Origin of the sequence: Mucilaginibacter antarcticus, from assembly GCF_042686155.1 — a bacterium.
Classification (GTDB): domain Bacteria; phylum Bacteroidota; class Bacteroidia; order Sphingobacteriales; family Sphingobacteriaceae; genus Mucilaginibacter; species Mucilaginibacter antarcticus.
Genome location: NZ_JBHUON010000022.1, coordinates 38462 through 63650, shown reverse-complemented (window position 1 = coordinate 63650; position 25189 = coordinate 38462). Strand labels below are relative to the sequence as shown.

Sequence of the window (25189 nt, the reverse complement as noted above, 5' to 3'; positions counted from 1 at the left end):
CAATTCGGGGCTGCAAATGTAGTAAGATATTTTGATTTATGCAATACAACATGCAGAAAACAAGCAGCTTTATCAACACTATTTATAGACAACATAAACATCCCCATAGTTAACCGAAATAAAACACACTTTTAACATCAGGCATAAAACATTCAGCTAAGTTCGGTTGTCATTTAGTTACCAAATATTGCAGCCATGGAATTTGATTTTATAGAAAGCCAAGCCTCAACCAGTCATGACACCTTTATGTATGACACTATTTATTTTCAGGGAGCGGGTGATGACGATGAGGGTATGGAAAGTCAACTTGAAGACGACGAAGAGGACGAAGACTTTGACGACCGCGCCGCAGATCTTGACGATTTAAATTCGGTTAGGGTTGATGACGATCTAAATGAGCCGGACGCTGAAAGTAAATATGATATTACCAACCCCGATCCGGATGCTGATCATTTGCCTGAAGAGGAAGATTTTTGATTTACCGGGACAGACTTACGAAGTATTAAAACTTTGCAAGTCTTGACACCATCACTCATTTCTCCACAATCCTTTACCCCTCTTTCAGGAAATATAAAATGTTACTACCTTAGTTGCTGTGGATAATTTTATTGTTTCGGCACGCAAATACCGCCCGGCTACGTTTGAAACCGTTGTCGGTCAGCAACATATAACCAACACCCTTAAAAACGCAATTAAGAACAATCAGCTTGCACAAGCCTTTTTATTCTGCGGGCCGCGTGGTGTGGGCAAAACTACCTGCGCACGTATCCTTGCCAAAACCATAAACTGCACCAATTTACAGCCCAATGGCGAAGCCTGCAGCGCGTGCGACTCGTGCCGCTCATTTCAAAATGGCAACTCCTTTAATATCCATGAGCTTGACGCAGCTTCCAATAACTCCGTTGACGATATCCGCAGCCTGATAGAGCAGGTACGCATACCGCCGCAGGGGGCACGTTATAAAGTGTATATTATTGATGAGGTGCACATGCTATCGCAGGCGGCGTTTAACGCTTTCCTGAAAACGCTGGAAGAACCACCGCATTACGCCATATTTATCTTAGCAACTACCGAGAAGCATAAAATACTGCCTACCATCCTGTCGCGTTGCCAGATCTTTGATTTTAACCGCATCAGCGTTGATGACATGTCTACTCACCTGGCATCTATCGCACATAAAGAAAACATTAAGTACGAAGATGACGGCCTGCACATTATTGCCCAAAAAGCTGATGGCGGTTTAAGAGACGCGTTGTCGATGTTTGATCAGATCGTCAGCTTCTCTGACGCTAATGTTACCTACCGCTCGGTTATTGACAACCTTAATATACTTGACTACGATTTCTATTTCAGTATAACTGACAGTTTATTGACCGAGAACAGTGCAAAAACATTGTTATGTTTTGACGAGATCCTGGGTAAAGGTTTTGATGGCGCTCACTTTATATCGGGCCTTTCAGAGCATTTTCGCAACCTTTTAGTTACCAAGGATACATCAACGTTAAAACTGCTTGAGGTAAGCGAGAATATTAAAGCCAAATATTTACAGCAATCGCAAGCGGCAAGTGTGTCGTTTCTACTGTCGGCCATGAATATTGCCAACCAATGCGATCTGAATTACAAGCTGAGCAAAAATCAGCGACTGCAGGTAGAGATGGCGTTGCTCAAAATGTGTCATCTGCCCTCTGTTTTTAGCCTGGCCACAACGCCGCTAAATGCAATGCCCGACAACGAGCAGCTAAAAAAAAAACCTGATACCACAGCGATAGTCTCTCAAAAACCGGCACAACCGGCTAATGAGATAGCTATGGTTAATGATACGCAGGCTACTTATACACCGTCGCCAAAACTTAGCGCACCTGTTACGGCGCCCATGCCACAGCCGGTAAAAGAAGCCGCTGCTGAAAAACCCAAGATCGCATTTATACCAAACGCAGGTGCATCAACCGCTATAAAAATACCATCGCTTAAGGATATTGGTAATTATACTGAAAGTACCGGGGAAGAGGAAGACCCCTATTTAAAAGGCGAAGCGAAAGAAGCTTTCGGTTTTGATGACTTTTTGAGGGAATGGCATGTTTATGCAGGTAAAGTTAAAGCCGCAAATAAAATGAACCTGCTACCCGTATTTACCACCGAAGTACCGGTAATGCTGAGCCCTACCTCCTATGAAATTGCGGTTGCCAATAAATTACAGGACGACCTTTTTAAAGAAGAAAGGGCTGACTTTTTGAATCATATGCGCAGCGCACTAAAAAATTTCGACCTTGATGTTAACGCGCGTATTGATAAACAGGTTGCCATTAAACGACCGTACACCGCGCAAGAGAAATATCAGCACATGGTTGCCAAAAATCCGCAACTGGATGAGTTAAGAAAGCGTTTCAACCTTGATTTTGATTAGGTAAACCAAAACATTACCTTTATAGTAAATATTCAATTAAAAGTGGAAAGGGTAAGTAAAACATGGTTTATAATATTTGCCTTGTATATGCTTACTGCAGCATGTAAAAAGCTTGATAGTATACCACCAAGCTCCACCAATCCCAATGATGACGATACAGTGTTGGGCATTACGGTAATCAGAAAACAAATATATAATAGTTACCTAACCTCTACCTGGAAAGTATCGAATACCATAATTGAATATTATGATGACAATGATGTAGTAATTTCAGGCGCCCCCACCGGCACACATTTATTTAACGACATTACTTTAGACGACACCCCCCAAACGTTTAGCTTTACCGGCCTGCCGGCAAATACAGCCGGTTCATCAGGCAAGTATGAGCTAAGCACCTCACAAAATGTGCTATTTATAAAGCTACCCAAGGATTTATTTTCACGTAGCGGAAATTTTCCCGTTTGGATAACGCGCTTAAACTCCAGATCAATGGTTTGGATAGCTTTAGATGAAAACCCAAGCAATGTAAATGCAAAGAGTGTACGCAAAGCATACCACATTATTTTTTATAAATAACAAAGGCCGCTATTAGCGGCTTTGTCATCAATTATAATTTGATATTATCTGGTGTATCGTTTTTAGGATACCCCTCTTCGTCCAGATCATCCCTATCATCTTCAGGCGTATGTGCCAATGACTCGTCTACCGCGTTAACACTGAGAATCTGACCATTATCGATATGCATACCCAATTGACTTACATCAGTCTCTAACGACTCATTTCCAATATATTCATCTACCGCTGTTGGGTTGGCTTCATCGTAACTAGAATCAAAGTCATCACCTACTATAGGCGCGGTATTATATGGGTCCGGGTGATCATAGTCGGGGTCGTCGCTCTTTACATCAAGCTCAAAGCTATTAGCCTCGGTATTGAAAGTTAATTCTTCGTTATCAATAGTATCGCCAGAGCCGTCATTTAAGATGTCATCATTGTCGATGCTTTCGTCGTTTGTTGGATCGATGGTTTTCATGGTGTATTTTTTTATAATATATATAGTAAAAACCTTGCCAAAATTGATCGCCATATCCTTTCCTTACCTAATGATCAAGTTACCATTTGCATATGCCGGCTTGTATCTGCACATTTGCACTACCATCCCAAAAATGATATTAGTAACAGGTGCAACAGGTTTTTTAGGTGCAGAGGTAGCCAGACAGTTAGCTGAGAACGGCCAGCCCCTGCGCTGTACCAAAAGAAAGACATCTATCATCCCCGCCTTATTATCATCATACAAAAACATCGAATGGGTTGACGCGGATATGCTTGACATTTTCGCGTTAGAGGATGCCTTGCAGGGTGTCACCCAGGTATATCATGCTGCCGCGTTGGTTTCACTTAAACAGGCAGATAAAGAGCCGATGATCCGAACCAACATTGCCGGGACAGGTAATCTTGTAAACTTATGTACCGATCATGGCATCAGGATGGTGCATGTAAGCTCAATAGCGGCAATTGGCAATACCAAGCCCGGCCAACTAATTACAGAAAACCATCATCTGGATGTTGCTACAGAACGTGATGGCTACGCTATATCAAAGCTTGAAAGTGAGATGGAAGTTTGGCGCGGCATAGCCGAAGGACTGAATGCCGTAATTGTAAATCCGTCATTAATAATAGGCCCTAATGCCGGCACTCTTGGCAGCGGCCAGCTCTTTGAAACGGTACGCCGGGGACTTAAGTTTTATACGGATGGCGGCGCTGGTTTTGTTGATGTACAAGATGTTGCCAAATGCATGATAGCCCTCATGAACAGCGGTATAAGCGAGCAACGCTATATCATCAGCGCCGAAAACTGGAGCTATAAAGATATAACTACCGCTACTGCCAAAGCATTTAACATACCTCCGCCTTCCAAATTAGCCCGCCCCTGGATGATGAAACTGGCCTGGCGAGGTGCGGCGCTGGCAAGCTTTATTACCCGCAAACCACCGGCTATTGATAAGATAGCTGCTCTATCGTCTATACAAACCCGCAATTTTGATAACAGTAAGATCAAAGCTGCGATTGGCATTGAGTTTAAACCGATAGTTAAATCTATCCAGGAGATTTGCGAGCGTTTGTCAAAGTAACTCAATTCCGCATCATTAGCCATTTAATTTATATATTAGATAAACGAATACCGCATTAACCAATGGAAATTGAATTCCGAACTAGCAGAGAAGATTACGTAAAATATTACAAGGCCCAATTAGCAGGCAATTTTCTAAAAAAAAGTCCTCTTATAGCTGCTCTGTTGGTTTTTTGGATTGTTGCGTTTAGTCATCCCTTTAGCTTATTGACAACAGGTAAGGTAATTATTGCTGGTGCTATATTTATTTCGGTATTGTTTTATTTCCTGCCGCTTTATATACATGATAGAAAGCTAAACCAGTTGTTGACAAGCGATGCGGGATATACGGAACTAAGAAAATGGACCATACTGGATGAAGGGCTACAATCTGAAGGCGCCTCAACAAGCTCTTTAAGGAAATGGGAAGCCTTTGCCGGAGCTAAGATTAACCAACAATATATTAGTTTTATATTAAAGGATAAGCGATTTCTGATGATTCCCAGAAGCACCTTTGCCACTGAAGCAGACGCGATAAATTTTTACGGGCTTGCCGAAACCAACATTGTGAAGCCAAGGGGGAATTCAGCATCAAATCCTGCCCACTATAAAAAAGACAAGCCCCCTTATTTGTTAGGTCTGCTGGGGCTGATTCCGATAATAGGTGGGGTTGTTGGCGTTGTATTGGTTTTACACGGAATATTTAAATACAAAGATAAGTGGCTGGTTTTTATTGGGGCCGCGGGTATTTGCCTTACCGTAGCTGTGTATGTTTTTTTAGGATACGCTGATAAAATCAACTTTTTCGGTGGCGCCTTTATTAATTCAAATAAAAACAGCTTAAACAGTCTTGTAAAGGAAATCGAGTTTTACAAAATTCAAAATGGCAAGTATCCTGATAATTTACAACAGTTGAATCTCAGTAACCAATTTGTAAATCTTCATGATCCCTTGCTGGCTGATAGCAAAAAAGACACATTTAATTATCAGCTAAAATCAAAAGGTTATACCATTTTTTCATCCGGGATTGATAAAATTCCTAATACAAAAGATGATATATACCCAACTTTGTCGATAGATACCGCAAAGATGGGGCTAATTATAAAGAGATAATAATTGCAATATCATGAACCAATATGACACACGCATTGACGATTACATTGGCAAAAAAGCCCCTTTTGCACAACCCATACTTGCGCACATCCGCCAGTTGATGCACGCTGCATCACCTTTAATAACAGAGACCATTAAATGGGGACACCCCTTTTTTGAGTACAAAGGCGTATTGGCAAATATGGCAGGGTTTAAAGAGCACTGCGTGTTTGGTTTTTGGGGTAGCTCAACCTTTGCAGACCCGCACGGCGTAATTCAGCTTGGGGACGAAAAAGAATCGGCGGGTAATTTTGGGCGGATAACACAACTGGCAGACCTTCCAGGTGATGCAATTTTAACCGAGATCATTTTGCAGGCAATTGCTATAAAAGATGACCCCGGGCTGGCAGCTCCTAAAAAGCCAAAGCCGGCAAAAGGCCCAAAGACCGAGATACTCATGCCTGATGATTTTGCCGCCATGCTTGAGCGAGAGCCGAAAGCCCTGGCCATATATCACGATTTTAGTCCATCAAAAAAACGTGAATATCTGGAATGGATAACCGAAGCCAAAACCGAAGCCACCCGCCAAAAACGCATGGAAACGGCGCTGGAGTGGATAGCAGAAGGAAAGACGAGGAACTGGAAATATCAGTAATGAAACAGTTGATTTTAGATATAAAGAAACGCCCTTTCCATTTGTTTATACTAGTGGCGATCGTACTCCTATGTATTGTGTTATTAGCTGGGGAAGAAGCCTTTGACGTCAATCTTCTTGACACTTATTTTGTTATTCCACTTGCCGTCGCGTTTAGTCTGTTAATAGTTTTGCTATTACTTATCTGGGTGACTTATAAGCTGACGGAAAAAACACTTTGGCGAAAATGGCTAACATGGTTTCACGTCACAATTACTATAGTCATATCGTCTTTGCTAATAATTTTAAATATAGTTTTAGATGGCTATCAAACCATTAACCCTTTACTGGTTTGCATAGGTTTATTCCTATTTGCTCAAATCCTTTTTTTACTAAATATTGTAATGGGAATAGGTCAACGTATAAGCTATGTAGCTTTCCAGAATTTTAAAACCGCTCTCGGTCTGTATGTCAATTTTATCAATAGTTTTAGGCAGCAAAATACACTCACCCATCTTAACCGGGTAGCTTTCGCCGTTGTATTTAATAGTGTAAGCACCGGCAAGGCAAACATGTATTACAAAAGAGTCAAGGCTGCTGTAATCTTTACTTACATTTCCGGTAGCGTCTAAAACATTCGTGGTAAAGTATGGGCAGCTAACTAATTTAACGGTCTCATCTTTTGCAGGCGTATACTTTGTTTTGTATTCAGGATAGTGTTTGTAATCTATCGCAGCTAAAGCCTCTTCGGTATGTAGCTCGCGTTTATTGCCTTTGTCATCAACACGGTCAAAATCGTAGATACGATAAGTAATGTCCGACGTCTGCTGAATTTCTGCTAGCAATAACCCTGCGCCAATAGTATGCACACGGCCGGCAGGTAAAAAGAAAACATCACCCTCGCTGGCAGTCTCACGGTTTAGCACATCCATTAAATGACCACTGTTAAATTTCTCCAGGTATTCTTCCTGAGTTAACTCTTTATTAAAACCTGCTATAAGGGTTGATCCCGGGTCAGACTCAATGATGTACCACATTTCTGTTTTACCAAACGAGTTGTGGCGTTTTTTTGCCAGCTCGTCATCAGGATGAACTTGTATAGAAAGATCTTCGTTAGCGTCGATAAACTTGACCAGCAAAGGGAAGATATTGCCAAAATGCTGGTACACCTGCTCGCCTACCAAATCGGCACCATATTTCACTAACAAATCAGCCAGCGATTCCCCATCAAGCGCTCCGCCGTTAACTATAGAAACATCAGATTTTACCCCTGAAATCTCCCAGGTTTCGCCGCAGTTGGGCAAGTTGCCAAAATCTTTATTTAGATAGGTCTTAATTTTTTGACCTCCCCAGATCTTGTCTTTATATATGGTTTTGAATTTTAATGGATAGAGCGTAGTAGACATGATAGTGTTGTTTAAGGTTGCAAAAGTACGAAAATCGTACAAAAAAACCCATCCAATGCATTGGATGGGTTTGTATATATACAGATGTTAGGTATTACTTACCCAACTTTGCTTTCAAGTTCTCGTCAATAGCTTCTAAAAACTCTTCGGTGTATAAAAAGTCGACACCGTGTTGTACTTTAGGTTTTATGGTGATAGCCAAATCCTTGGTCATTTTGCCGCTTTCAACAGTTTCAATACAAACCTGCTCTAAAGTGTGGCAAAAATCAATCAGCTCCTGGTTGTTATCTAATTTACCACGGAACTCTAAACCACGTGTCCATGCAAAGATCGACGCGATAGGGTTAGTAGACGTAGGGCGGCCGGCTTGATGCTCGCGGTAGTGGCGGGTCACTGTACCGTGTGCCGCCTCGGCTTCCATAACGGTACCGTCTGGCGTAACCAAGGTAGATGTCATTAAACCTAATGAACCAAAGCCTTGTGCTACTGTGTCGCTTTGTACGTCGCCGTCGTAGTTTTTACAAGCCCAAACAAAATTACCGTTCCATTTAAGGGCCGATGCAACCATGTCATCAATTAGGCGGTGTTCGTAAACAATACCTGCATCATCAAACTGTTGTTTGTAATCTGCCTGGTAGATCTCTTCAAAAATATCTTTAAAACGACCATCGTATTTTTTAAGGATGGTGTTTTTAGTTGACAGGTATAAAGGCCAGCCTTTCATCAATGCTTGATTAAAGCATGAGTGCGCAAAACCACGGATAGACTCGTCAGTATTATACATTGCTAAAGCAACGCCATCGCTTTTAAAGTTAAAAACCTCAAATGATTGCTCAGGGCTGCCATCTTCTGGGGTGAATTTGATAGTAAGCTTGCCTTTGCCTTTAGTAACAAAATCGGTAGCCCGGTACTGGTCGCCAAAAGCGTGACGACCAATACAGATTGGCGCTGTCCAGTTTGGCACCAAACGCGGTACGTTATTCATTAAAATAGGCTCGCGGAAAACTGTACCATCCAAAATATTACGGATAGTTCCGTTCGGCGATTTCCACATTTGCTTCAAACCAAACTCTTCAACACGTTGCTCATCAGGAGTAATAGTAGCGCATTTAATACCTACGCCGTATTGTTTAATAGCGTTGGCAGCATCAATGGTTACCTGGTCGTTAGTTTCGTCGCGATACTCTAAACCGAGGTCATAATATTTAATGTCCAGATCAAGGTAAGGTACTATCAATTTATCTTTGATAAACTTCCAGATAATGCGGGTCATTTCATCGCCATCCAGCTCAACAACCGGATTATTTACTTTTATTTTTGACATAGCAGATGTTATTTTTTTATAATGGCCCCAAATATATAAAATAGTGTTTATCAATAATTACTTCAAATTGTAAAATAAGTGGTTAATTTTAAATAAATTCGGGGCTCAATTTTAGCTTGCGCATTAATAACATGAATCATTTATTTAAAAACTGTCTCTCATTATTAATACTATGTCTGTGCATAAGTTCCGCTAAGGCACAAGTAGGCATTAACTATAAACAATATGAGTTTGGCATAGGACTTGATTTTAACACCCCTTATACCGACGCGCAAACTTCTAAAAGCAGCAGGTCCGCCCGCCTTAATTTTACCTACAACGCCACACCTTTTGTAAATTATGTCGTTGAAATGCAAACCGGCAACCTGCAAGGTGGCGATGCCTTAAATACTACTACAGGAAGGCAATTTACCAACGCGTATAATGCAGTAATGCTTAGGGGCCAGCTGCAAGGTGGCGAGATACTCGATTATTCGGACGGTGGTGTAAAAAATGCTTTAAAAAATCTGTATGTATCATCGGGCCTTGGCGTGATTTTAAATGATTTGAAAGAAATCAATCGCTACTCCATTAAAGTTCCCGGCTTTTACACACCCGGGTCTGATAAAAGCAAGCAATTGGTTGTACCACTCAGGCTAGGTTACGAGTTTAAGATTTACAACAGCTACAGCGAACCTCATATTAAAATAGACTTAGGCTACCAATACAATTTTATTTTAGGCGATGGCCTTGATGGTTTTGAAGCAGGTACACAAAAAGACTCGTACGCACAGTTTGGCATTGGTATTAAGTACGCTTTCGGGCAAATTGCTACCTATCGCAAACCAATTAGTAATTGATAAGCCGGCATGATTGGCAAGTGTTTATTCTTAACTTGCACATACGCCCATCTATCCGCATATTTGCAGGTAAGCAAAACGCCCTAGTAATCCATGTCACTATCTGATTTTTTCACGCCCCTTGATCTGAACAATATTGCTCCAAAAAACGGGTATTTCACCAGTCATTTGGGGAGTAAAATCAGCACTTATACCGACCGCTTTCCTGATCTGGATCAGGAGGTTAAAATTGCCATATTTGGTGTATTAGATGATCGGAATGCAATTAATAACCCGGGCTGCGCGCTAGCGCCCGATTATGTCCGCGAGAAACTTTACCAACTGCACGAAGGCGCTTACACTACCCGCATAGTTGATTTAGGGAACATACGCCAGGGCGAAACGGTTACCGATACATATTTCGCTGTTAAAACCGTAGTGGCAGAGTTGGTTAAAAACGATATCATCCCGGTTATCATCGGCGGCGGGCAGGACCTTACTTACGCGCAATACTTGGGCTACGAAACCCTGGAGCAAAAGGTCGATCTTGTTGTGGTCGACTCGCACCTTGATCTTGACCCCGAGGATAACTCCACCAATTTTGAGACTACATCAACTTCATTCCTTAACCGCATACTTTTGCACGAGCCCAATTACCTGTTCAACTACAGCAACTTGGGTTATCAAACATTTTTTGCCAGCCAGGACAGTTTAAATGTGATGGAGAAGTTATACTTCGACACACATCGCCTGGGCGCTATAAGCGGCAATATCAGCATTTCTGAGCCTGTTATCCGCAATGCCAACGTTATCAGTTTTGATATCAGCGCCATCCGGTCGGCCGACGCGCCGGCAAATGCAAACGCGACACCTAATGGCTTATATGGCGAAGAGGCCTGCCAGATCTGTAGGTATGCTGGTTTTAATGACAAGCTTACCTCTATAGGGTTTTATGAGTTTAACCCCGCCTATGATACTAATGGCCAAACCGCTTTGCTATTGTCGCAAATGATATGGTATTTTATTGATGGGGTTTATAATCGTAAAAAAGATTTCCCGCTAAATCCAAAATCGCAATACCTCATTTACAAAACAAGCCTCATGCACGACGACCACGAGCTGGTGTTTGTAAAAAGCAAGAAATCAGACCGCTGGTGGATGCAGGTACCCTACCCTACCGGCGGCTCAAAAAACGAACGCTTTCATTTAGTGCCCTGCCGGTACGACGATTACCAAACCGCCATATCCGGCGAAATGCCTGACCTTTGGTGGCGCACTTATCAAAAACTATCGTAGGGGGCAATCCTAAGTTAAATTATACGTTAATCAAGCTGATAGCATTTAGTTGATGAAAAAAATACTGTTTTTATTAGGCCTTTTAGTGCCTGCAATGGGTTTTGCCCAGCAAGCCTTTACTGTAAGTGGCAAAATAGGCAAAGTGAGCACGCCGGCATTGGCTTATCTGCTTTACCAACAAGGTGCTATTAAAGTTGTCGATTCGGCCTTAATTGTGAATGGCAGTTTTACAATTATAGGCACCGTGCCCAGCCCCTCATTCGCGATGCTGGTTATTGATCATAAAGGCGTGGGCATGGCTAAGCTTGGTAACACACCGGACATGCTAAACCTGTTTGTAGATCAGGGCACTATCAGTATCAGCACCGAAAAGGATTCGATAAAATACGCTGATATTACAGGCTCTATTTTAAACGATGATAATAAACAGTTAACTGCTCAAATTGCGACGGTAATGGCATCGGCTAAAAAACTAAACGACGACAGGTTAGCCGCCACGCCACAACAAGCTGCAACGGCTGAATTTCAACGTTCTATCCAGGAGCGTATAAAAACCCTGCAAAACAATCAGCGTGGGGTGCTTAAAACGTTCATTACATCGCACCCAAAAAGTTTTTTAAGCCTTATAGTGTTAAGCCAATTAGGTAAACAAAATACCGAAACGGCCGAACTCGATCGCCTTTTTGAAACCCTTGACTGGACCATCAAAAATATGGAGATGGGCAAGGTGCTTAAAAAGTCGATAGACGAAGCAAGAATAACCGCTATTGGGTCGCTGGCGCCAGATTTTACACAGCCTGATGCCGACGGCAAGCCTGTTAAGCTATCATCTTTTAAAGGTAAATATGTGTTGATAGATTTTTGGGCATCATGGTGCGGCCCCTGCCGTGCCGAGAACCCCAATGTGGTTAAGGCGTATCAAAAATACAAGTCCAAAAATTTCACCATACTGGGCGTATCCTTAGACAGGCCTAATGATAAAGCAGCCTGGATGGCTGCCGTGAATAAAGACGGCTTGGAGTGGGCGCAGGTATCAGACCTTAAATACTGGAGCAATGCTGCTGCGGCACTTTATTTTGTTCAAAGCATCCCGGCTAATTTCCTGCTTGACCCTGCCGGAAAGATCATAGCCAAAAACCTACGAGGAACAGACCTGGAAGATAAATTGGCAGAATTGTTAGCGAAGTAAAAAAAGTTGTAATCCTATGTTTGTATAGGCTGACAGGCTATGTTCCGCTACGCTAAATACTTTCCAACTATCGGCATCCTCCTACCCATACCAAAAGCCTTTGGCGATACGCGCAAAATTGGCGGGGTTTGATAACGTTTATGCTCAGCAATGTTGATGAGCTTTATTGTGCGATGTACGGTGGCTTCGTCATAGCCCAGTTCGATGATCTCCCTCGCAGAGCGTCTGCGCTCTATATACTCTGCAATTACCTTATCTAACACATCGTACTCAGGTAACGAGTCAGAATCTTTTTGACCAGGCCTTAATTCAGCTGACGGTGGTTTAACTATTGTGTTTTCCGGAATAATCTCGCGCTCGCGGTTAATGTATCGTGCCAGCTCAAAAACCTGTGTTTTATAAACGTCGCCAATAACGGACATACCGCCGCACATATCCCCATATAAAGTGCCATAACCTACCGCCACTTCGCTTTTATTTGAGGTATTAAGCAGTATAAAGCCAAACTTATTACACATAGCCATCAACAGAACAGCGCGGCTGCGCGATTGTATGTTTTCTTCGGCAATATTGAAAGGCAGGTTTTTAAACTGCGGGCTCAAAGCTTTTTCAAACTCATCAGTAACATTTTTTATGGCGATGGTTTCGCTCATACACCCCAAATTGGCCACCAGGTCCACAGCGTCTTGTATCGAATGGTCGCTGGAGAATTTAGATGGCAACAGCACGGCCATCACATTTTCAGGCCCCAGAGCCTCGGCAGCCAGCGCGCATACAACGGCAGAATCAATCCCGCCTGATAGGCCCAATATAGCCTGCTTAAAACCTGACTTGTGGAAATAATCGCGAATACCCAATACCAGGGCATTGTTAATCTGGGCTATATCGGTATCTCGTTGAGCCTTAATGGTTGTTGGTTGGTTGAGCGTTATGCTGCCGTTGTCCTCTAAAGTGTAGTACGTTAACGCTTCCTCAAAATAAGGCAACTCATCAACCAAATTACCGGCTTTATCAAACACTAATGATCCACCGTCGAAGATCAGTTCGGTCTGCGCGCCTACGTGGTTAACGTAAAATAAGGGCAGGTTGTAGCGTTTTGCATTGTCCTTCAAAATCTCAATGCGCTCTTCATCATGATTATATGCAAAAGGCGACGCGGCGATGTTGATCATCACATCGGGGTTTTGCTTTATCAGCGTATCCATCGGGCGGGTAATGTATAGTGGGTTCTCAATAGTGTTCCACAGGTCCTCGCAAATAGTTAATGCAATGCGTTTGCCCTTAAAATCAATACAGCTAAACTCGGTGGATGGTTCAAAATAGCGGTACTCATCAAAAATATCATAGTTGGGCAACAAGGCTTTGTTTACTACCGCTTGCACCTTACCATCAGCAATAAAGTAGGCAGAGTTATTAAGGTCCTTCCCCTCTGGTTTTAAATTGGGTATAGGCAAGCCAATAATACAGGCAATATCGTTACACTCGGCAGCAATTTGTTGCGCTGATAGTTCGCATTGATTAATAAATTCTTTAAACTCTAAAAAATCTCTGGCAGGGTAGCCACACAGGCACAGTTCTGCAAAAACAATCAGGTCGGCGCCGTTTTGGCGGGCTATTTGAATGTTTTTGATAATATGTGCAGTGTTCGACTCAAAATTACCTACGTGATAATTAAGTTGGGCTAATGCTATTTTCATAGTAGTTATACAATTAACGGCTTGCACCTAAATGCAAATAATAGATTAATTTTGTTGAAAGTATAAAAATGATACCAACCTTCTACAAGTTGAAACAAATTTATTTATTTTTTATTGTTGGGCTACTCTTATCCGCATGCGGGGGCAAAAAAGATATCGATGTAAGTAATATACCCATTGATGTTAAAATTGCACGCTTTGACCATGATTTTGACCAGCTGCGGACGAAACCCATGGAGCCGCAAGCCATTGCGCTATTACAAAAATATGGTGACTTTTACCGCGACTATACCCAGCAAATCCTGGAAGCAGGCAGTGTGCAAGACACCAACTACTTTAAAACGCTCCGCGAAGTTTTTAAGGGTCGCCCCTACAATGACCTTAAGCACGATGTAGACTCTGTTTACCCGGGCCAGCTCCAAAAGCAGGAAGCTGAATTGACAGATGCTTTCCGCCGGATAAAGTATTATTATCCCAAAAAAAATACACCTAAAGTATATGCCTACTTTTCGGGCTTTAAAGCGCAAACCAGCGTTGGCGATGGCTACTTCGGTATCGGGCTTGATTTGTTTTTGGGTGCTAATTCCAGATTTTACCCGGCGTTAACGGAGGTTTTCCCCCGTTACATTTCGCGCCGTTTTACGCCTGAGCATCTCTCTGCGCGGGTTGTGGAGGGCATTGCCCGCGAGGACATGTTTGTGGAAAGCGACGATAACAAGACCCTATTATCCAAAATGGTATACAATGGTAAGATCCTTTATTTTATGGACCAGGTGCTGCCCAATGTGCCCGACTCCTTAAAAATTGGCTTTACAAGCCAGCAGATTAAATGGTGCGACGACTTTAAATCGACCATATGGGGCTATATGCTGGAGCAAAATTTATTGTACGAGACTGATCTGCAAAAAATTCAAACCTATATCAACGAAGCGCCCTTTACCCCGCAGTTTGGGGGCTTACAGGGCAACCCATCGGCACCAAAGCTTGGCGTTTGGACCGGCTGGCAAATTGTTAAACAGTACATGGAAAAACATCCCGACGTTACCCTGCAACAGTTGATGGTAAATAATGATGCCCAGCAGATATTGAACGACTCGAAATATCGCCCCAAATAAACGGCGAGTATGCTACAAACAAAAAGCGCCCGGCAAGTAACCTGCAGGACGCTTTTTTATGTATTGAAGTAGTACTACTTAATGATATCAAATACGGCTTTAAGCCCTACACCAGCGCCAATAGCTAAAACAATGTTAGCAACCGCCGAAGCATGTCTAAAATCGGCGAAGCGTAAGTAAACGCCCACTAAGCCGATAACTATCGCGATAACTAATAATATATAGTGACGTTCTGAGTTTGCTTCCTTCATTGAGTCCATAGTGCGTATTTTTTTATTTGGTACAAAAATAGAAATGTTTAGCGAAAATAGAAGAGGCAATCGACAATATATTAGAGTTTACCGGGTCAAACTACTGTATATACCCAAAATGCACATTTTCTGTTATCGCGTTAGCATCATTTAAAGGCTGGATAATGGTTGATGGACCCAGGTTTAATGGAGCTGCCCATTCGCGCAAGGCCCATACTATCTTCTTATCGGGGGTTACTTCTATGGCCTGCACCTCCGCGTCATTGGCATCAAACTTACCGCCCCACTGGTTAAACCAGTTGTTAATTAGCGTGTTGCCATTAGCACGGCGGACGGCTATTTGAGGTTCAAGGAAACGGTAATTGGGCAGATCACTCATCATATATTCCCAAACTACTGCGCCCTTACTATTTAGTTCTCGGGTAAACGAAGTGCGGCTACCTTCGTGGCCACAAGCTAATATATTTCCATTTTTTAGTGGCTCTACAGCCCAGATACCCGGCATATCTACGGATAGCAATTGCTCGCCGTTAACGTTATACTCGCGCACCTTACCCAAATCCATATGTGCTACCAGATAAGTGCCTTTTGGCGTTAACCGTGCATGACGGAACTGACCGTGAGCACCCTTGCCACGCGTCTCTAACGGAAACTGCTGCACAATTTTATTGGTTTTAATGTTCATTACAAATAGTTTTGCGGTATCGCCATTTTGTATAAACACTACATGATCGGTGCCTATGGGCTGCGCAGTATGGGTTTCGTGATCTTTGGGTGCCTCGTAATGCCACAGCACCTTTTTGTTTTTGTCGATAAGGGTAACGCCGAATTGGTGCGCGAAGAGCACATTGCCGTTTTTAGTCAAGACCGCGTCGCTAATTTCGCCACGGCCGGTCGAATCAAGGTACGACCAGGTGACCTTACCATTTTTTACAATGTACATATTGCGTTGCTTGGCCTCGCCCGCATAAAAGAAATCGAATTGCGCTGCACCTTTGCCGGGTAATACAGCTGGGGCCGATGGTTTTTTACTTTGCTGCGCGACGCTTGGACCGGCAGAACCAGCCGTAACAAACGCAACAAAAAAACACTTTAAAACTACCAGACCATGCTTGTTTAGGTTCAATATACTGCTCATAAAATTTTCAATTGGTTAATATAAAATTAGCCAATTGAAGTGCATACCCCATACCTAAAGCGATATAAGTGTGCAATCGTTGCCGTATTTCGGAGCTTACTTGCCGTTATGCGTCAATAGCAACTTAACATCCTCTTTTAATCTTTTATAGTTAAAATCTTTAGCTTGTTCTTCGATAATAGTTCTCATCTTCCCGTCAGGACCGGGAAAGCTGGCCGGCTACTTTTTGATACCTAACAATTCTCGTTTGGCTTGCCTTACACCTCGCCCTCACGTTTTCGCAAAAACCACTCGGCGCTTAGCAGTAGCAATATCAGGCCGAAGATCCATTTTACGTCGATCATGTCGCTGTAATGCTTGTCCTCGTACACCAGGGTTTTGATGTTCTCGTTCTTTTTGATGAGGTTGGCTAACTGATCAATTTCTGAAGGCTTCATAAATTTACCTCCACTTTGTTGCGCGATATTTCTTAACAGCTGATGATTAGCGGCACTTTGGCGAATCTCCAGGTTAAGCGGTTTAACCGTAAGCTGCCCATTGGCATTAAAAGCCCGTGGACCTAATTTGGTTGATGCCGAATAAGTGTACTCGCCCACCGGTAACGTACCGGCATCAAGGCGATAGCTTTGGCCGTTGCGGGTAGCCAAAAAACTGTAGTTTTTGCCTTGGGCATTTTTAAATTCAATCTTAACATCGGGGGTGTTTACCAACTCAAGCGCGTCGTTGTACAGCTCGGCGTTAAGCAGCACGTTCTCGCCTTCGTCAAAAATATTCTTTGCCGGGTAGGCCCTAAAACGCTGCCTGTTGGCGTTGGCAGTAAGGTACTGTACGCTCTGGCTAAACAACTCCTCCATGGCGGTATGGTTGTTATAGGCTTCAAACTCGGCCAGCTGCCAACGCCACAGGCCCTCGCTGGTAAGAATACCTGTGCGGCGGCCATTATCATCGCCAAATAACAATACCGGGTAACTGGTGGCTACCGTGCCAATGCGTTGCTTTAACAAGGTGCCGTTGGTTACGTTGGTGGTATAACTGGCAAAAGGCGCCATTAAAGGCGGCATTTTGCCAATTTTTTGCAAGGTGGAGTCTGTTAATGTAAACGATGCGAAATCAGCCACCGGCTGTGCAAACACCTCTTGCATATCAAACCTTACTGCGCTTATTTGAGCCAACTTTTGAGCCGTGTTAAAATTGCTGATATCTGCCTGCGCGCCCAGCATATACCATAACGGTATTTTGGTTTTAGTTATCAGCTCCTTTAGTATGGAAAAGGTTGCCGGGCTTGGCTGGTGCATCATTACCAGGCTATAATCGGCTAATTTAATTTCGTCGAAATCGTCTACATGTACGGCTTTTAGTTCGAAGTTTTTATTAGCCTCAATTGCCTGTTTTATTACGCTGATGTCGGGGTGAGCGGCATCATATACCAGCAGTATCTTCTGCTTGGTATCCAGCACTTCCACATAAATAGTCTCTATGTTGTTTTGGGTGGACAGCTCATTTTTTACCGGCGCGATAGCGATGTTGTATTTATGGATGCCCTTTTTATCGGCATTTAATTTTATGGTGATATTTTGTTTAAAAGCATCGCCGCTTACCGCTTGTACCTGGCTGTACAGTTGGCGCCCACCCTCGGTAACACTAAGGCGGATGCTCTCGCCCTGGCTTTGCCAAGCTTGTGTAAGCACCTCTATCTCAAAATCATTACCTAAAAAGGCGGTCTTATTATAGTTTACATTACCTATCAGCAAATCACGGCGGGCTATGGTATCGCCTAAGGCAATGGTGTAAATGCTGGTTTTAAAGTTGCGCGCCTCGTATTGCGGGTCGGCACCCTGGTTGTAGAGGCCATCTGTTGCCACAACTAAGGCGCCTATGTTTTGGTTTACAAAGCGATCGTTCAACTGGTTTAGCGCGGCTGCAAGGTTGGTTTGCCTAGCGGAAAAAGTTTTCGACAAGCCCGGGTTTAAGCCATGCCCGAAGTTAAATTCCTGCACATCATAACCATCGCCAAGCTGTTGCTTAAGCTTAGCCAGGTTGTCAACAACACCCCCCTCTAAATCTCCCCCGGGTGGGGAGACTTTGTCTTTTTGGTTAACACCGAATAATTTTATGGAGGCAGAATTGTCTTGAAGAACCAAAACCAACGGCTTTTGTGGCTGGTAATTGGTAGACCGTACCAGCGGCGACACCAGCAGCATGGTTATTAAAAACACCGCTACGCCTCTAAACGCAGCAAGCATGTACCTAAATTTGTCTGACAGGTTTACCGGCTGCCGGTACATTAACCACGCGTAGGCTACAGCCAACAGCAGGCCAACCAGGGCCCACCATCCGGATACTGCCCCCCAGGTGATTGAAAATAATAGCATTTACAGGTTGTACGTGACGATGGTTATATGCTTTGTGCGTATACCGCAAAATGCAAAATTAATGTCAATGTTTATTGTAATAATGTTGATAAAGGATTAACGCTACTCTTTATTATGCTAAGGTAATACCGTACCGTATTTAATTCCCTGAGCTACAAAAAAGCCTTTTAACATATCATACTTTTGATCGCAATAAATTGTGTTTTTTATTTTGCTTGAACTTAAGAAATACCGTTCACAATCAAAACATAGTTCGATGTATTCATTAACCTCGCCCTCATTATTAAAAAATAGTATAGCATTATGCGGATCGTAGCAGTTGTAGCGAGCGCTAACCAATTTAAAATTGAGTTTAATGGGCGTATAACCAACATTGTACATCATATCAGTAAGCGAATCGACAGCTGCTCCTGACAATATTTTACTTTCCTTGATTTGCCTAGTGTTTATTTTATAGTGCCCTGCCGAAACTGGGGTATATGCCAGTGAGTAATCATCAGGCTGATTTATATCAGAGGGTAAGGTAAATGAAATAAGCCTTACACTTGCTGCCTTATTAAAAGGAAAAAATGACCGTCTTTGCGTGGGGTTGTACTTATGATTATTAAAGCAGGTGCAGTATTTATTGGCTAATACCGCTTCCTTTCCTTTAAGATCAACGCCTATATAATATTTGCCTCGCTTGACGCCTTTGGTATGCTGTCCAAAAGCCAAACAAGGGATAAGTAGAGACAATAAAATCAGTCTATTCATAGCTTAGGTGCTTCATAAAAAACAGCATATCTGTATTATCAAATATGCTGTTTTTATTATGATTTATACGCTATCAGAACATTGTACTACGTAGAGATTGCTTCGTTCCTCGCAATGACGCGCGGAGGAATGGCTTAACTGCTAAGCCCAATCTTTACTCTTTAATCTCCTATCTTCAGCTACAACATCCCACCATCAACCGGGATAACCTGACCGGTGATGTAAGTTGCCATGTCAGACGCCAAGAAAACGCAGGCGTTGGCCACGTCTTCGGTTTCGCCGGCACGTTTAAGCGGGATAGATGCTGCCCAGCCTTCAACTACTTTAGGGTCTAACACCTCTGTCATTTCGGTACGGATAAAGCCGGGAGCGATAACGTTGGTACGGATATTACGCGAGCCAAGCTCTTTAGCCATTGATTTTGAGAAACCAATAATGCCGGCTTTTGATGCCGCGTAGTTTGATTGGCCTGCGTTACCATCAACGCCAACTACAGAGCTCATGTTAATAAACACACCATCGCGTGCCTTCATCATTACTTTTGATGCAGCTTTGGTAACGTTGAAAATCGATTTCAGATTAACTTCAATTACGTCGTCCCACTGCTCCTCGGTCATACGCATTAACAGTCCGTCTTTAGTAATACCGGCGTTGTTAACTACTATATTCAGTGCGCCAAAATCGGCTACAATGTCATTAATCAGTTGTTCTGCCTCGTCAAATTTGGCTGCATTGCTGCGGTAACCTTTAATTTTGGTACCAAAGCTTTGCAGTTCCTGCTCTAAAGCCAGGCCCTTGTCAACAGACGATAAGTAAGTAAAAGCCACATTAGCGCCATGCTCGGCAAACTTTTCGGCAATCTTGCGTCCAATGCCTTTTGACGCTCCGGTTATTAACGCGGTTTTTCCTTCTAATAATTTCATAAACTTTAAACAATCCTGCTTCGGGGGGCGAAGATAAGTATTTAGTATGAAAAGTTAATGAAAGCAACTTCGGCTAACCGTAATTACGTTGTCCGTCCGCAACCTTACCGGAACAAAGCGGACGGAGCGGACGCTTTTGGCAGCGTTTACTTTAAAAAGTCATCAGTAAAAATATGGCGACTTTTTAACACATGGTGTCCGGGTGTCCGTCTTGTACCAGTGACTATGCGGACGGACGCTTTTTGCAGGCATCTTTATCATATAGGCGTTACCCTACGGGTCAGGCTGTACGCTCATACGCCTGCAGGCCTTAGCCACAAGGCCGGTATCCGCTACCATCCTTAACGCAACTTGCTTAACTATGACTATCAGTTTATCAATATGAATACTGATTAATTATCAATAGCACATCATTGAGAGGAACGAGGTTGGCGAGACTTACCTATCAAACAATAACAACTGGTAATAATTTATCAATACATTTTTCACTGGTAAAAATTAAATTTTATCAGCTTAAAATTTAATACACCTCCCCCCTTCTCCTCTTCTTATATCAATAAAAAGGGTTAGCGATGTGGCGTATGCAAGAAATTTGTTTTGAGATTGAACTACCATACAAATATACGATTAAATTACTGATCATCAGATATTTATTGTAAAATATTCTAATTATACTTGTCCGTCCGCAACAGGTGCCGGTACAAAAAGGACGGACGGACACCCTGCTTATACATACGTGTCCTTCCGCAACAGGTATCGGTACAAAACGGACGGACGGACAAACTAATTTGTAAGCGTCCGATCGTCTAAAAGAGTCCGGCAATTAAACGGACGGACACGTCCCACTTGCCATTGTTGCAAGCTTGCCCTATGTAAATAAAGTGCTACAGCGTTTAAATACCTGCTAAATTTCGCTATTTTGGCTGCAACCATTTATAAATCAATATGAAATTAAATAACCTATCGCGCCGCGGCTTTATCAGCAGCAGCGCTTTAGCCGCAACCGGCATGCTGTTATTACCTAAACTATCATTAGCCAATAGCTTTTTTGGCGGCGCTGATAAACCAAACTCTGTAATTGGTGGCGTGCTGATAGGCGTAACAACCTACTCGTACCGTAACATGAAGAACGTTACTGCCGAGGATATGTTGAGCTACTGCCTGCAAAATAACCTGAGCGGTGTTGAGTTGCGTGGCGATGCTACCGAGCTTAGTGCCGGTGCACCTAAAAAAGCACAAGGGCAATCGGGTGCTGACTTTAATAAGGCTATGGCCGACTGGCGCGCAGGTGTATCTATGGATATATTTAAAGCCATAGGTAAAAAGTTTAAAGATGCCGGGGTGAACATATATGCCTACAAGCCCGTTGTATTTAACACCAACAATACCGATGCCGAGATTGAATATGCCTTTAAGGCAGCCAAAGCCTTAGGCGCCGACCATTGCAACTGCGAAATGCCCGAGCATAACGATGCCCAAACCAAACGCATTGGCGATTTAGCAACTAAACATAAAGTACGCGTAGGTTACCATGCTCATACCCAAGCTACCCCGCAATTGTGGGACACCGCTATGGAGCAATCAAAATACAATTGCATAAACCTTGATATTGGCCACTACATTGCCGGTAACAATACCGACGTACTGGCCTTTATTGGAAAGCATCACGACCGTATTACCAGCATGCACATTAAAGACCGCAAGGTAAACAACGGACCCAATACTGCGTTTGGCGAGGGCGACACCCCTATCAAAGATGTATTGTTGCTGATGAAAAAGAAGAAATACAAATTTGCTGCCACTATTGAGCTGGAGTACAAAGTACCCACCGGCAGCGACGACGTTAAAGAGGTTGCCAAATGCCGCGAGTATATGGCGGCTATACTGAGTGCTTAGTTATTTTTTATCGGTAAGCAGAAATTTAAAGCTGCTTTGATCAACCACTATTGCTGCAGGCCTTGTTTTGGTGAACGCCACCTTGACAAGGCCTGTTTTGCGTTGCCCATTTGGCGTGTTGTTATCATGATGCGTGTGTAACACATAATACAACTGCCCGCCTTTGCCTGTAAACAAATCGCCGTGGCCGGTGCCGTTCATGCCCGTTACAGCTCGGCTTAGTATAGGGTTGCCGGTATACTTAGTCCACGGCCCCATGGGTGATGTGGCGGTGGCGTAACCTACGGCGTAGTTGATGTTGCGGAAATCGTTGCATGAGTACAGCATATAGTACAGACCATCGCGCTTTACCACCGTTGGGCCTTCGCTTACCGGCCAGTCGGATTTTGCGGTGTTCTCCCATGGCAGCATGGCGCTAAGGCACTCTTTAGTGGTTGTGGTGTCAATGTCAGACATATCGCTTTTCAACTTAGCTACAAATATGCGGTTACCTTGCTGCAATCTGACATGGTACAGGTATAACTGGCCATCAGTATCTTTAAATATGTAAGGGTCTATCTGCTTACCCGGGCCCGAGATCTCTTTAGCTACCTTCTGTGTAAACGGCCCAAGTGGGCTATCACTTTCTGCTATCGCGATATGCTCGTCGGCGGTATAGGCCATGTAGTATTTGTTGTTATGCTTAAAGATCTGCGGCGCCCAGAAACCCCGCTTGCCATAGCTGTCGCCTCTTAGCAGGGCGTGCCCTTCTTTCTTACCTACCGGGCCCGTCCAATGCTCCAAATCTGCTGACTGGTAGACCGTGAAGCCCCGGTTGCTGCTAGTTCCATACAGATAGTACTGACCGTTGTCGTAAAATATGGTAGGGTCGGCAAGTAGTAGGGTGTCTTTGGTTTGCGCTTGCGTGGCAAGGGTGACGAGTAAGGCGCAGAGGGTAAAGAGATATTTCATGGGCTAACTTTGCACCAATATATGGATATATTGGCCTGCATTGAGCGCGACACGAGATTGTTACAACCTATCCTTAATCACCAGCGTCCCCGCAATTCTATCGTGCAGGCACTGCTGTTGCTTGTTGAAGAAAGCCATCAGGTAGCCAATAAACAAGGTCAGCACCGAGAATACTTTGGCCAGGTTACGCCCGGCTGCGTGGCTTTGGGTAAGGCGATTGCCCTGCATATCACATACCCTGATCTTTAATATCTGCTTGCCATAGGTGGCCTGTTTAGCCGAGCTTTCCATGATGATGTGGTACACGAGATTCACTATCGGTATCACCACCAGCATGCTAAAAGCCAAACCGAAGCCTATCACCTGGTTGCTAATAAACAACGTTACGATAAGCGCGGGAACAACACAGCCTGCGGACACAAAGAACCAATCGAGCGCGGCGGCGGTTGCCCGCTGGTCAAAGCTGCCGAAGTATTGCAGCAGAACCTGTTTTTCAAAGCCAAACAGCGCCCGTAGTTCTGCAACTTCGTGAGCTTCTTTGTAGTCGTTCATAGTATCCGTCTTTACAAAGTCGCCGGGCTTGATGTTGCGCTCTTTAAGTTCGTCTATCGAAAATGGGCCTTCAGGTTTGCCGTTTATAACGAGGATGTAGTTCATTTATCTGCTAATTTAGGCAAGTTATTTGAACCTATGGTAGCGTTTGTTTCACGCGTGTGTGACACAAATGAAACAAGTGAAACAAGATTTCGACTTAAATATTTAGTAATTAGCTATTTACAAAAACCGAGTGAAACAAAATGAAACAAGATTTTTAGTTAAATAATTGAATTACAGATGGTTAAAAACTCAAGCATTTGACCTAAATAAAATAACCTTTCGGTCAGTAACTTTACAGCTGCATTAAGAATAAATAACTAATAAACAACCTATTAACTTCTGCTGTTTTTAAGCCTTGTGAAACAACAGTATTTTTAGGGTATAAATCAGGTTTTTAATGCCATTTATGCTAGTAAACACAAGCTAAAGGCCCGTCTTTTGCCACCAAAACAGACCAGCCCGGCTTTGACCCTACCGATACCGAAGCAATGAATTTGTCACGAATGTAAATCCCCACCTCTATCAAACCATCGTCTTTTGACTCCGTCCACTCTGTACGGATCTCGGTTTCTTGTTGGATAGGTTTTATCATTGGCTCTTTGCCCAGGTATTCCTTAGGATTTAAAAAGGGCATGTCTTCGGGCAGCCAAAAGGATGATTGCGGCGGTTCTTGTTGATTATATAACCATACATCGCCAACAACGTCCTCAGTTTCGCACAAATAAGCATAGGCAACCCGACCATCGTCCACAATTTTCAGGGAGTAGTGGCGATCCAATTCGCAGGGTATTTGGGTGGTGAAGGTGGACATATATAACTTTGACATGCTGAGGAACGAAGCATCTTCTACGCGCGATTAATAAAGCGGCTAACTATCTGTCGAATAAGATCCTTCACTACGGCCAGGATGACAAATATAAAATAAGTTTACTGTGTTATCCCCATCATCTCCCTATACTCTTCCTGCAACTCCAGCAAACACTTGGCACACATACAGCCTTCGTAATTTTCGCTTATGTATTGCACTTCGTTCAACGTTAACTGCACCACGCTGCACTGGCATTTGGTGTAGGCGTTTGCCTTACATTCAATGCGTGCACCGCAACGGTCGCAGGGGATGATTTCGTGTTTGGTAGCCCCCTCTAAATCTCCCCCGGAAGGGGAGACTTTTTTGTTTTGGTACATCACTTCTATTTAACTCACTGAATATGACTAAAAAAGGC

The 25189-nt window shown here is 43.3% G+C and carries 25 protein-coding genes; 12 read left to right on the top strand and 13 right to left on the bottom strand.

Annotated elements, in window-relative coordinates:
* The first annotated feature begins 195 nt into the window (after window positions 1–195).
* The 3 genes from ACFSYC_RS16000 (at window position 196) to ACFSYC_RS15990 (ending at window position 2980) form a co-directional block, all read left to right on the top strand.
* Window positions 196–477: a hypothetical protein gene (locus tag ACFSYC_RS16000; RefSeq protein WP_377129633.1), complete on the top strand. Its 282-nt coding sequence runs from the start codon at window positions 196–198 to the stop codon at window positions 475–477.
* 118 nt (window positions 478–595) lie between these two features.
* Window positions 596–2404 (top strand): DNA polymerase III subunit gamma/tau, encoded by a 1809-nt coding sequence (locus ACFSYC_RS15995; RefSeq protein WP_377129631.1) that lies wholly within the window; start codon window positions 596–598, stop codon window positions 2402–2404.
* 42 nt (window positions 2405–2446) lie between these two features.
* Window positions 2447–2980 carry a hypothetical protein gene (locus tag ACFSYC_RS15990; RefSeq protein ID WP_377129630.1) on the top strand — a complete coding sequence of 178 codons (534 nt, stop codon included), beginning with the start codon at window positions 2447–2449 and terminating at the stop codon, window positions 2978–2980.
* A 31-nt stretch (window positions 2981–3011) separates the two neighbouring features.
* Here ACFSYC_RS15990 and ACFSYC_RS15985 read toward each other — a convergent pair whose 3' ends face one another.
* Window positions 3012–3437: a hypothetical protein gene (locus ACFSYC_RS15985; protein WP_377129628.1), complete on the bottom strand. Its 426-nt coding sequence runs from the start codon at window positions 3435–3437 to the stop codon at window positions 3012–3014.
* A 70-nt stretch (window positions 3438–3507) separates the two neighbouring features.
* On the opposite strand from ACFSYC_RS15985, the gene ACFSYC_RS15980 reads away from it, so the two are divergent.
* From ACFSYC_RS15980 to ACFSYC_RS15970, 3 genes are all read left to right on the top strand, one after another.
* Window positions 3508–4536, top strand: coding sequence for an NAD-dependent epimerase/dehydratase family protein (locus tag ACFSYC_RS15980; RefSeq protein ID WP_377129626.1), 1029 nt, complete (start codon window positions 3508–3510; stop codon window positions 4534–4536).
* Window positions 4537–4598: 62 nt separating this feature from the next.
* Window positions 4599–5627 carry a YcxB family protein gene (locus ACFSYC_RS15975; RefSeq protein ID WP_377129624.1) on the top strand — a complete coding sequence of 343 codons (1029 nt, stop codon included), beginning with the start codon at window positions 4599–4601 and terminating at the stop codon, window positions 5625–5627.
* A 13-nt stretch (window positions 5628–5640) separates the two neighbouring features.
* The gene (locus ACFSYC_RS15970) at window positions 5641–6261 is read left to right on the top strand and encodes a YdeI/OmpD-associated family protein (RefSeq protein WP_377129623.1); all 621 of its coding nucleotides are present in this window, start codon (window positions 5641–5643) and stop codon (window positions 6259–6261) included.
* Between the two features lie 371 nt (window positions 6262–6632).
* Here ACFSYC_RS15970 and ACFSYC_RS15965 read toward each other — a convergent pair whose 3' ends face one another.
* Window positions 6633–7646, bottom strand: coding sequence for a type I phosphomannose isomerase catalytic subunit (locus ACFSYC_RS15965; RefSeq protein WP_377129621.1), 1014 nt, complete (start codon window positions 7644–7646; stop codon window positions 6633–6635).
* 94 nt (window positions 7647–7740) lie between these two features.
* Window positions 7741–8970: an NADP-dependent isocitrate dehydrogenase gene (locus tag ACFSYC_RS15960; protein WP_377129619.1), complete on the bottom strand. Its 1230-nt coding sequence runs from the start codon at window positions 8968–8970 to the stop codon at window positions 7741–7743.
* 131 nt (window positions 8971–9101) lie between these two features.
* Between ACFSYC_RS15960 and ACFSYC_RS15955 the strand changes: the two genes are divergently transcribed.
* From ACFSYC_RS15955 to ACFSYC_RS15945, 3 genes are all read left to right on the top strand, one after another.
* Entirely contained in the window at window positions 9102–9809 is a 708-nt protein-coding gene (locus ACFSYC_RS15955; protein WP_377129617.1) for a hypothetical protein, read from the top strand.
* 93 nt (window positions 9810–9902) lie between these two features.
* Complete coding sequence (locus ACFSYC_RS15950; RefSeq protein ID WP_377129616.1) at window positions 9903–11084, top strand: formimidoylglutamase; 1182 nt, start codon at window positions 9903–9905, stop codon at window positions 11082–11084.
* A gap of 52 nt (window positions 11085–11136) precedes the next feature.
* A complete protein-coding gene (locus ACFSYC_RS15945; protein WP_377129614.1) occupies window positions 11137–12273 on the top strand; it encodes a redoxin domain-containing protein in 1137 nt (378 codons plus the stop codon).
* A 47-nt stretch (window positions 12274–12320) separates the two neighbouring features.
* Here ACFSYC_RS15945 and ACFSYC_RS15940 read toward each other — a convergent pair whose 3' ends face one another.
* Window positions 12321–13970: an NAD+ synthase gene (locus ACFSYC_RS15940; protein ID WP_377129612.1), complete on the bottom strand. Its 1650-nt coding sequence runs from the start codon at window positions 13968–13970 to the stop codon at window positions 12321–12323.
* A gap of 68 nt (window positions 13971–14038) precedes the next feature.
* On the opposite strand from ACFSYC_RS15940, the gene gldB reads away from it, so the two are divergent.
* Window positions 14039–15085 (top strand): gliding motility lipoprotein GldB, encoded by a 1047-nt coding sequence (gene gldB, locus ACFSYC_RS15935; protein ID WP_449288993.1) that lies wholly within the window; start codon window positions 14039–14041, stop codon window positions 15083–15085.
* A gap of 74 nt (window positions 15086–15159) precedes the next feature.
* On the opposite strand, the gene ACFSYC_RS15930 is transcribed toward gldB, so the two are convergent.
* The 5 genes from ACFSYC_RS15930 to fabG form a co-directional block, all read right to left on the bottom strand.
* A complete protein-coding gene (locus ACFSYC_RS15930; RefSeq protein ID WP_377129608.1) occupies window positions 15160–15345 on the bottom strand; it encodes a hypothetical protein in 186 nt (61 codons plus the stop codon).
* Between the two features lie 91 nt (window positions 15346–15436).
* Window positions 15437–16474, bottom strand: coding sequence for a beta-propeller domain-containing protein (locus ACFSYC_RS15925; protein ID WP_377129606.1), 1038 nt, complete (start codon window positions 16472–16474; stop codon window positions 15437–15439).
* Between the two features lie 257 nt (window positions 16475–16731).
* Window positions 16732–18846 carry a hypothetical protein gene (locus ACFSYC_RS15920; protein ID WP_377129604.1) on the bottom strand — a complete coding sequence of 705 codons (2115 nt, stop codon included), beginning with the start codon at window positions 18844–18846 and terminating at the stop codon, window positions 16732–16734.
* A gap of 117 nt (window positions 18847–18963) precedes the next feature.
* A complete protein-coding gene (locus tag ACFSYC_RS15915) occupies window positions 18964–19599 on the bottom strand; it encodes a hypothetical protein (protein WP_377129602.1) in 636 nt (211 codons plus the stop codon).
* A gap of 179 nt (window positions 19600–19778) precedes the next feature.
* Window positions 19779–20522 (bottom strand): 3-oxoacyl-[acyl-carrier-protein] reductase, encoded by a 744-nt coding sequence (gene fabG / locus ACFSYC_RS15910; RefSeq protein WP_377129600.1) that lies wholly within the window; start codon window positions 20520–20522, stop codon window positions 19779–19781.
* Between the two features lie 57 nt (window positions 20523–20579).
* Here fabG and ACFSYC_RS15905 point away from each other — a divergent pair, with 57 nt between their 5' ends.
* Both ACFSYC_RS15905 and ACFSYC_RS15900 read left to right on the top strand, forming a co-directional pair.
* Window positions 20580–20867, top strand: coding sequence for a hypothetical protein (locus tag ACFSYC_RS15905; protein WP_377129598.1), 288 nt, complete (start codon window positions 20580–20582; stop codon window positions 20865–20867).
* A 600-nt stretch (window positions 20868–21467) separates the two neighbouring features.
* Window positions 21468–22418 carry a sugar phosphate isomerase/epimerase family protein gene (locus tag ACFSYC_RS15900; RefSeq protein ID WP_377129596.1) on the top strand — a complete coding sequence of 317 codons (951 nt, stop codon included), beginning with the start codon at window positions 21468–21470 and terminating at the stop codon, window positions 22416–22418.
* On the opposite strand, the gene ACFSYC_RS15895 is transcribed toward ACFSYC_RS15900, so the two are convergent.
* From ACFSYC_RS15895 to ACFSYC_RS15880, 4 genes are all read right to left on the bottom strand, one after another.
* Entirely contained in the window at window positions 22419–23369 is a 951-nt protein-coding gene (locus ACFSYC_RS15895) for a glycoside hydrolase family 43 protein (protein ID WP_377129594.1), read from the bottom strand.
* A 60-nt stretch (window positions 23370–23429) separates the two neighbouring features.
* Window positions 23430–24026: an RDD family protein gene (locus tag ACFSYC_RS15890; RefSeq protein WP_377129592.1), complete on the bottom strand. Its 597-nt coding sequence runs from the start codon at window positions 24024–24026 to the stop codon at window positions 23430–23432.
* A 349-nt stretch (window positions 24027–24375) separates the two neighbouring features.
* Window positions 24376–24792 carry a hypothetical protein gene (locus tag ACFSYC_RS15885; protein ID WP_377129590.1) on the bottom strand — a complete coding sequence of 139 codons (417 nt, stop codon included), beginning with the start codon at window positions 24790–24792 and terminating at the stop codon, window positions 24376–24378.
* Window positions 24793–24893: 101 nt separating this feature from the next.
* On the bottom strand, window positions 24894–25151 hold the full coding sequence (locus tag ACFSYC_RS15880; RefSeq protein WP_377129588.1) for a cysteine-rich CWC family protein: 258 nt from the start codon (window positions 25149–25151) through the stop codon (window positions 24894–24896).
* Window positions 25152–25189: the final 38 nt, after the last annotated feature.

Excerpts from the sequence above, each read along its gene's own strand:
- ACFSYC_RS16000 (WP_377129633.1), top strand. The coding sequence starts at position 196 with ATGGAATTTGATTTTATAGAAAGCCAAGCCTCAACCAGTCATGACACC.
- ACFSYC_RS15985 (WP_377129628.1), bottom strand. The coding sequence starts at position 3,437 with ATGAAAACCATCGATCCAACAAACGACGAAAGCATCGACAATGATGAC.
- ACFSYC_RS15980 (WP_377129626.1), top strand. The coding sequence starts at position 3,508 with ATGATCAAGTTACCATTTGCATATGCCGGCTTGTATCTGCACATTTGC.
- ACFSYC_RS15975 (WP_377129624.1), top strand. The coding sequence starts at position 4,599 with ATGGAAATTGAATTCCGAACTAGCAGAGAAGATTACGTAAAATATTAC.
- ACFSYC_RS15970 (WP_377129623.1), top strand. The coding sequence starts at position 5,641 with ATGAACCAATATGACACACGCATTGACGATTACATTGGCAAAAAAGCC.
- ACFSYC_RS15965 (WP_377129621.1), bottom strand. The coding sequence starts at position 7,646 with ATGTCTACTACGCTCTATCCATTAAAATTCAAAACCATATATAAAGAC.
- ACFSYC_RS15960 (WP_377129619.1), bottom strand. The coding sequence starts at position 8,970 with ATGTCAAAAATAAAAGTAAATAATCCGGTTGTTGAGCTGGATGGCGAT.
- ACFSYC_RS15955 (WP_377129617.1), top strand. The coding sequence starts at position 9,102 with ATGAATCATTTATTTAAAAACTGTCTCTCATTATTAATACTATGTCTG.
- ACFSYC_RS15950 (WP_377129616.1), top strand. The coding sequence starts at position 9,903 with ATGTCACTATCTGATTTTTTCACGCCCCTTGATCTGAACAATATTGCT.
- ACFSYC_RS15945 (WP_377129614.1), top strand. The coding sequence starts at position 11,137 with ATGAAAAAAATACTGTTTTTATTAGGCCTTTTAGTGCCTGCAATGGGT.
- ACFSYC_RS15940 (WP_377129612.1), bottom strand. The coding sequence starts at position 13,970 with ATGAAAATAGCATTAGCCCAACTTAATTATCACGTAGGTAATTTTGAG.
- gldB (WP_449288993.1), top strand. The coding sequence starts at position 14,039 with ATGATACCAACCTTCTACAAGTTGAAACAAATTTATTTATTTTTTATT.
- ACFSYC_RS15930 (WP_377129608.1), bottom strand. The coding sequence starts at position 15,345 with ATGGACTCAATGAAGGAAGCAAACTCAGAACGTCACTATATATTATTA.
- ACFSYC_RS15925 (WP_377129606.1), bottom strand. The coding sequence starts at position 16,474 with ATGAGCAGTATATTGAACCTAAACAAGCATGGTCTGGTAGTTTTAAAG.
- ACFSYC_RS15920 (WP_377129604.1), bottom strand. The coding sequence starts at position 18,846 with ATGCTATTATTTTCAATCACCTGGGGGGCAGTATCCGGATGGTGGGCC.
- ACFSYC_RS15915 (WP_377129602.1), bottom strand. The coding sequence starts at position 19,599 with ATGAATAGACTGATTTTATTGTCTCTACTTATCCCTTGTTTGGCTTTT.
- fabG (WP_377129600.1), bottom strand. The coding sequence starts at position 20,522 with ATGAAATTATTAGAAGGAAAAACCGCGTTAATAACCGGAGCGTCAAAA.
- ACFSYC_RS15905 (WP_377129598.1), top strand. The coding sequence starts at position 20,580 with ATGAAAGCAACTTCGGCTAACCGTAATTACGTTGTCCGTCCGCAACCT.
- ACFSYC_RS15900 (WP_377129596.1), top strand. The coding sequence starts at position 21,468 with ATGAAATTAAATAACCTATCGCGCCGCGGCTTTATCAGCAGCAGCGCT.
- ACFSYC_RS15895 (WP_377129594.1), bottom strand. The coding sequence starts at position 23,369 with ATGAAATATCTCTTTACCCTCTGCGCCTTACTCGTCACCCTTGCCACG.
- ACFSYC_RS15890 (WP_377129592.1), bottom strand. The coding sequence starts at position 24,026 with ATGAACTACATCCTCGTTATAAACGGCAAACCTGAAGGCCCATTTTCG.
- ACFSYC_RS15885 (WP_377129590.1), bottom strand. The coding sequence starts at position 24,792 with ATGTCAAAGTTATATATGTCCACCTTCACCACCCAAATACCCTGCGAA.
- ACFSYC_RS15880 (WP_377129588.1), bottom strand. The coding sequence starts at position 25,151 with ATGTACCAAAACAAAAAAGTCTCCCCTTCCGGGGGAGATTTAGAGGGG.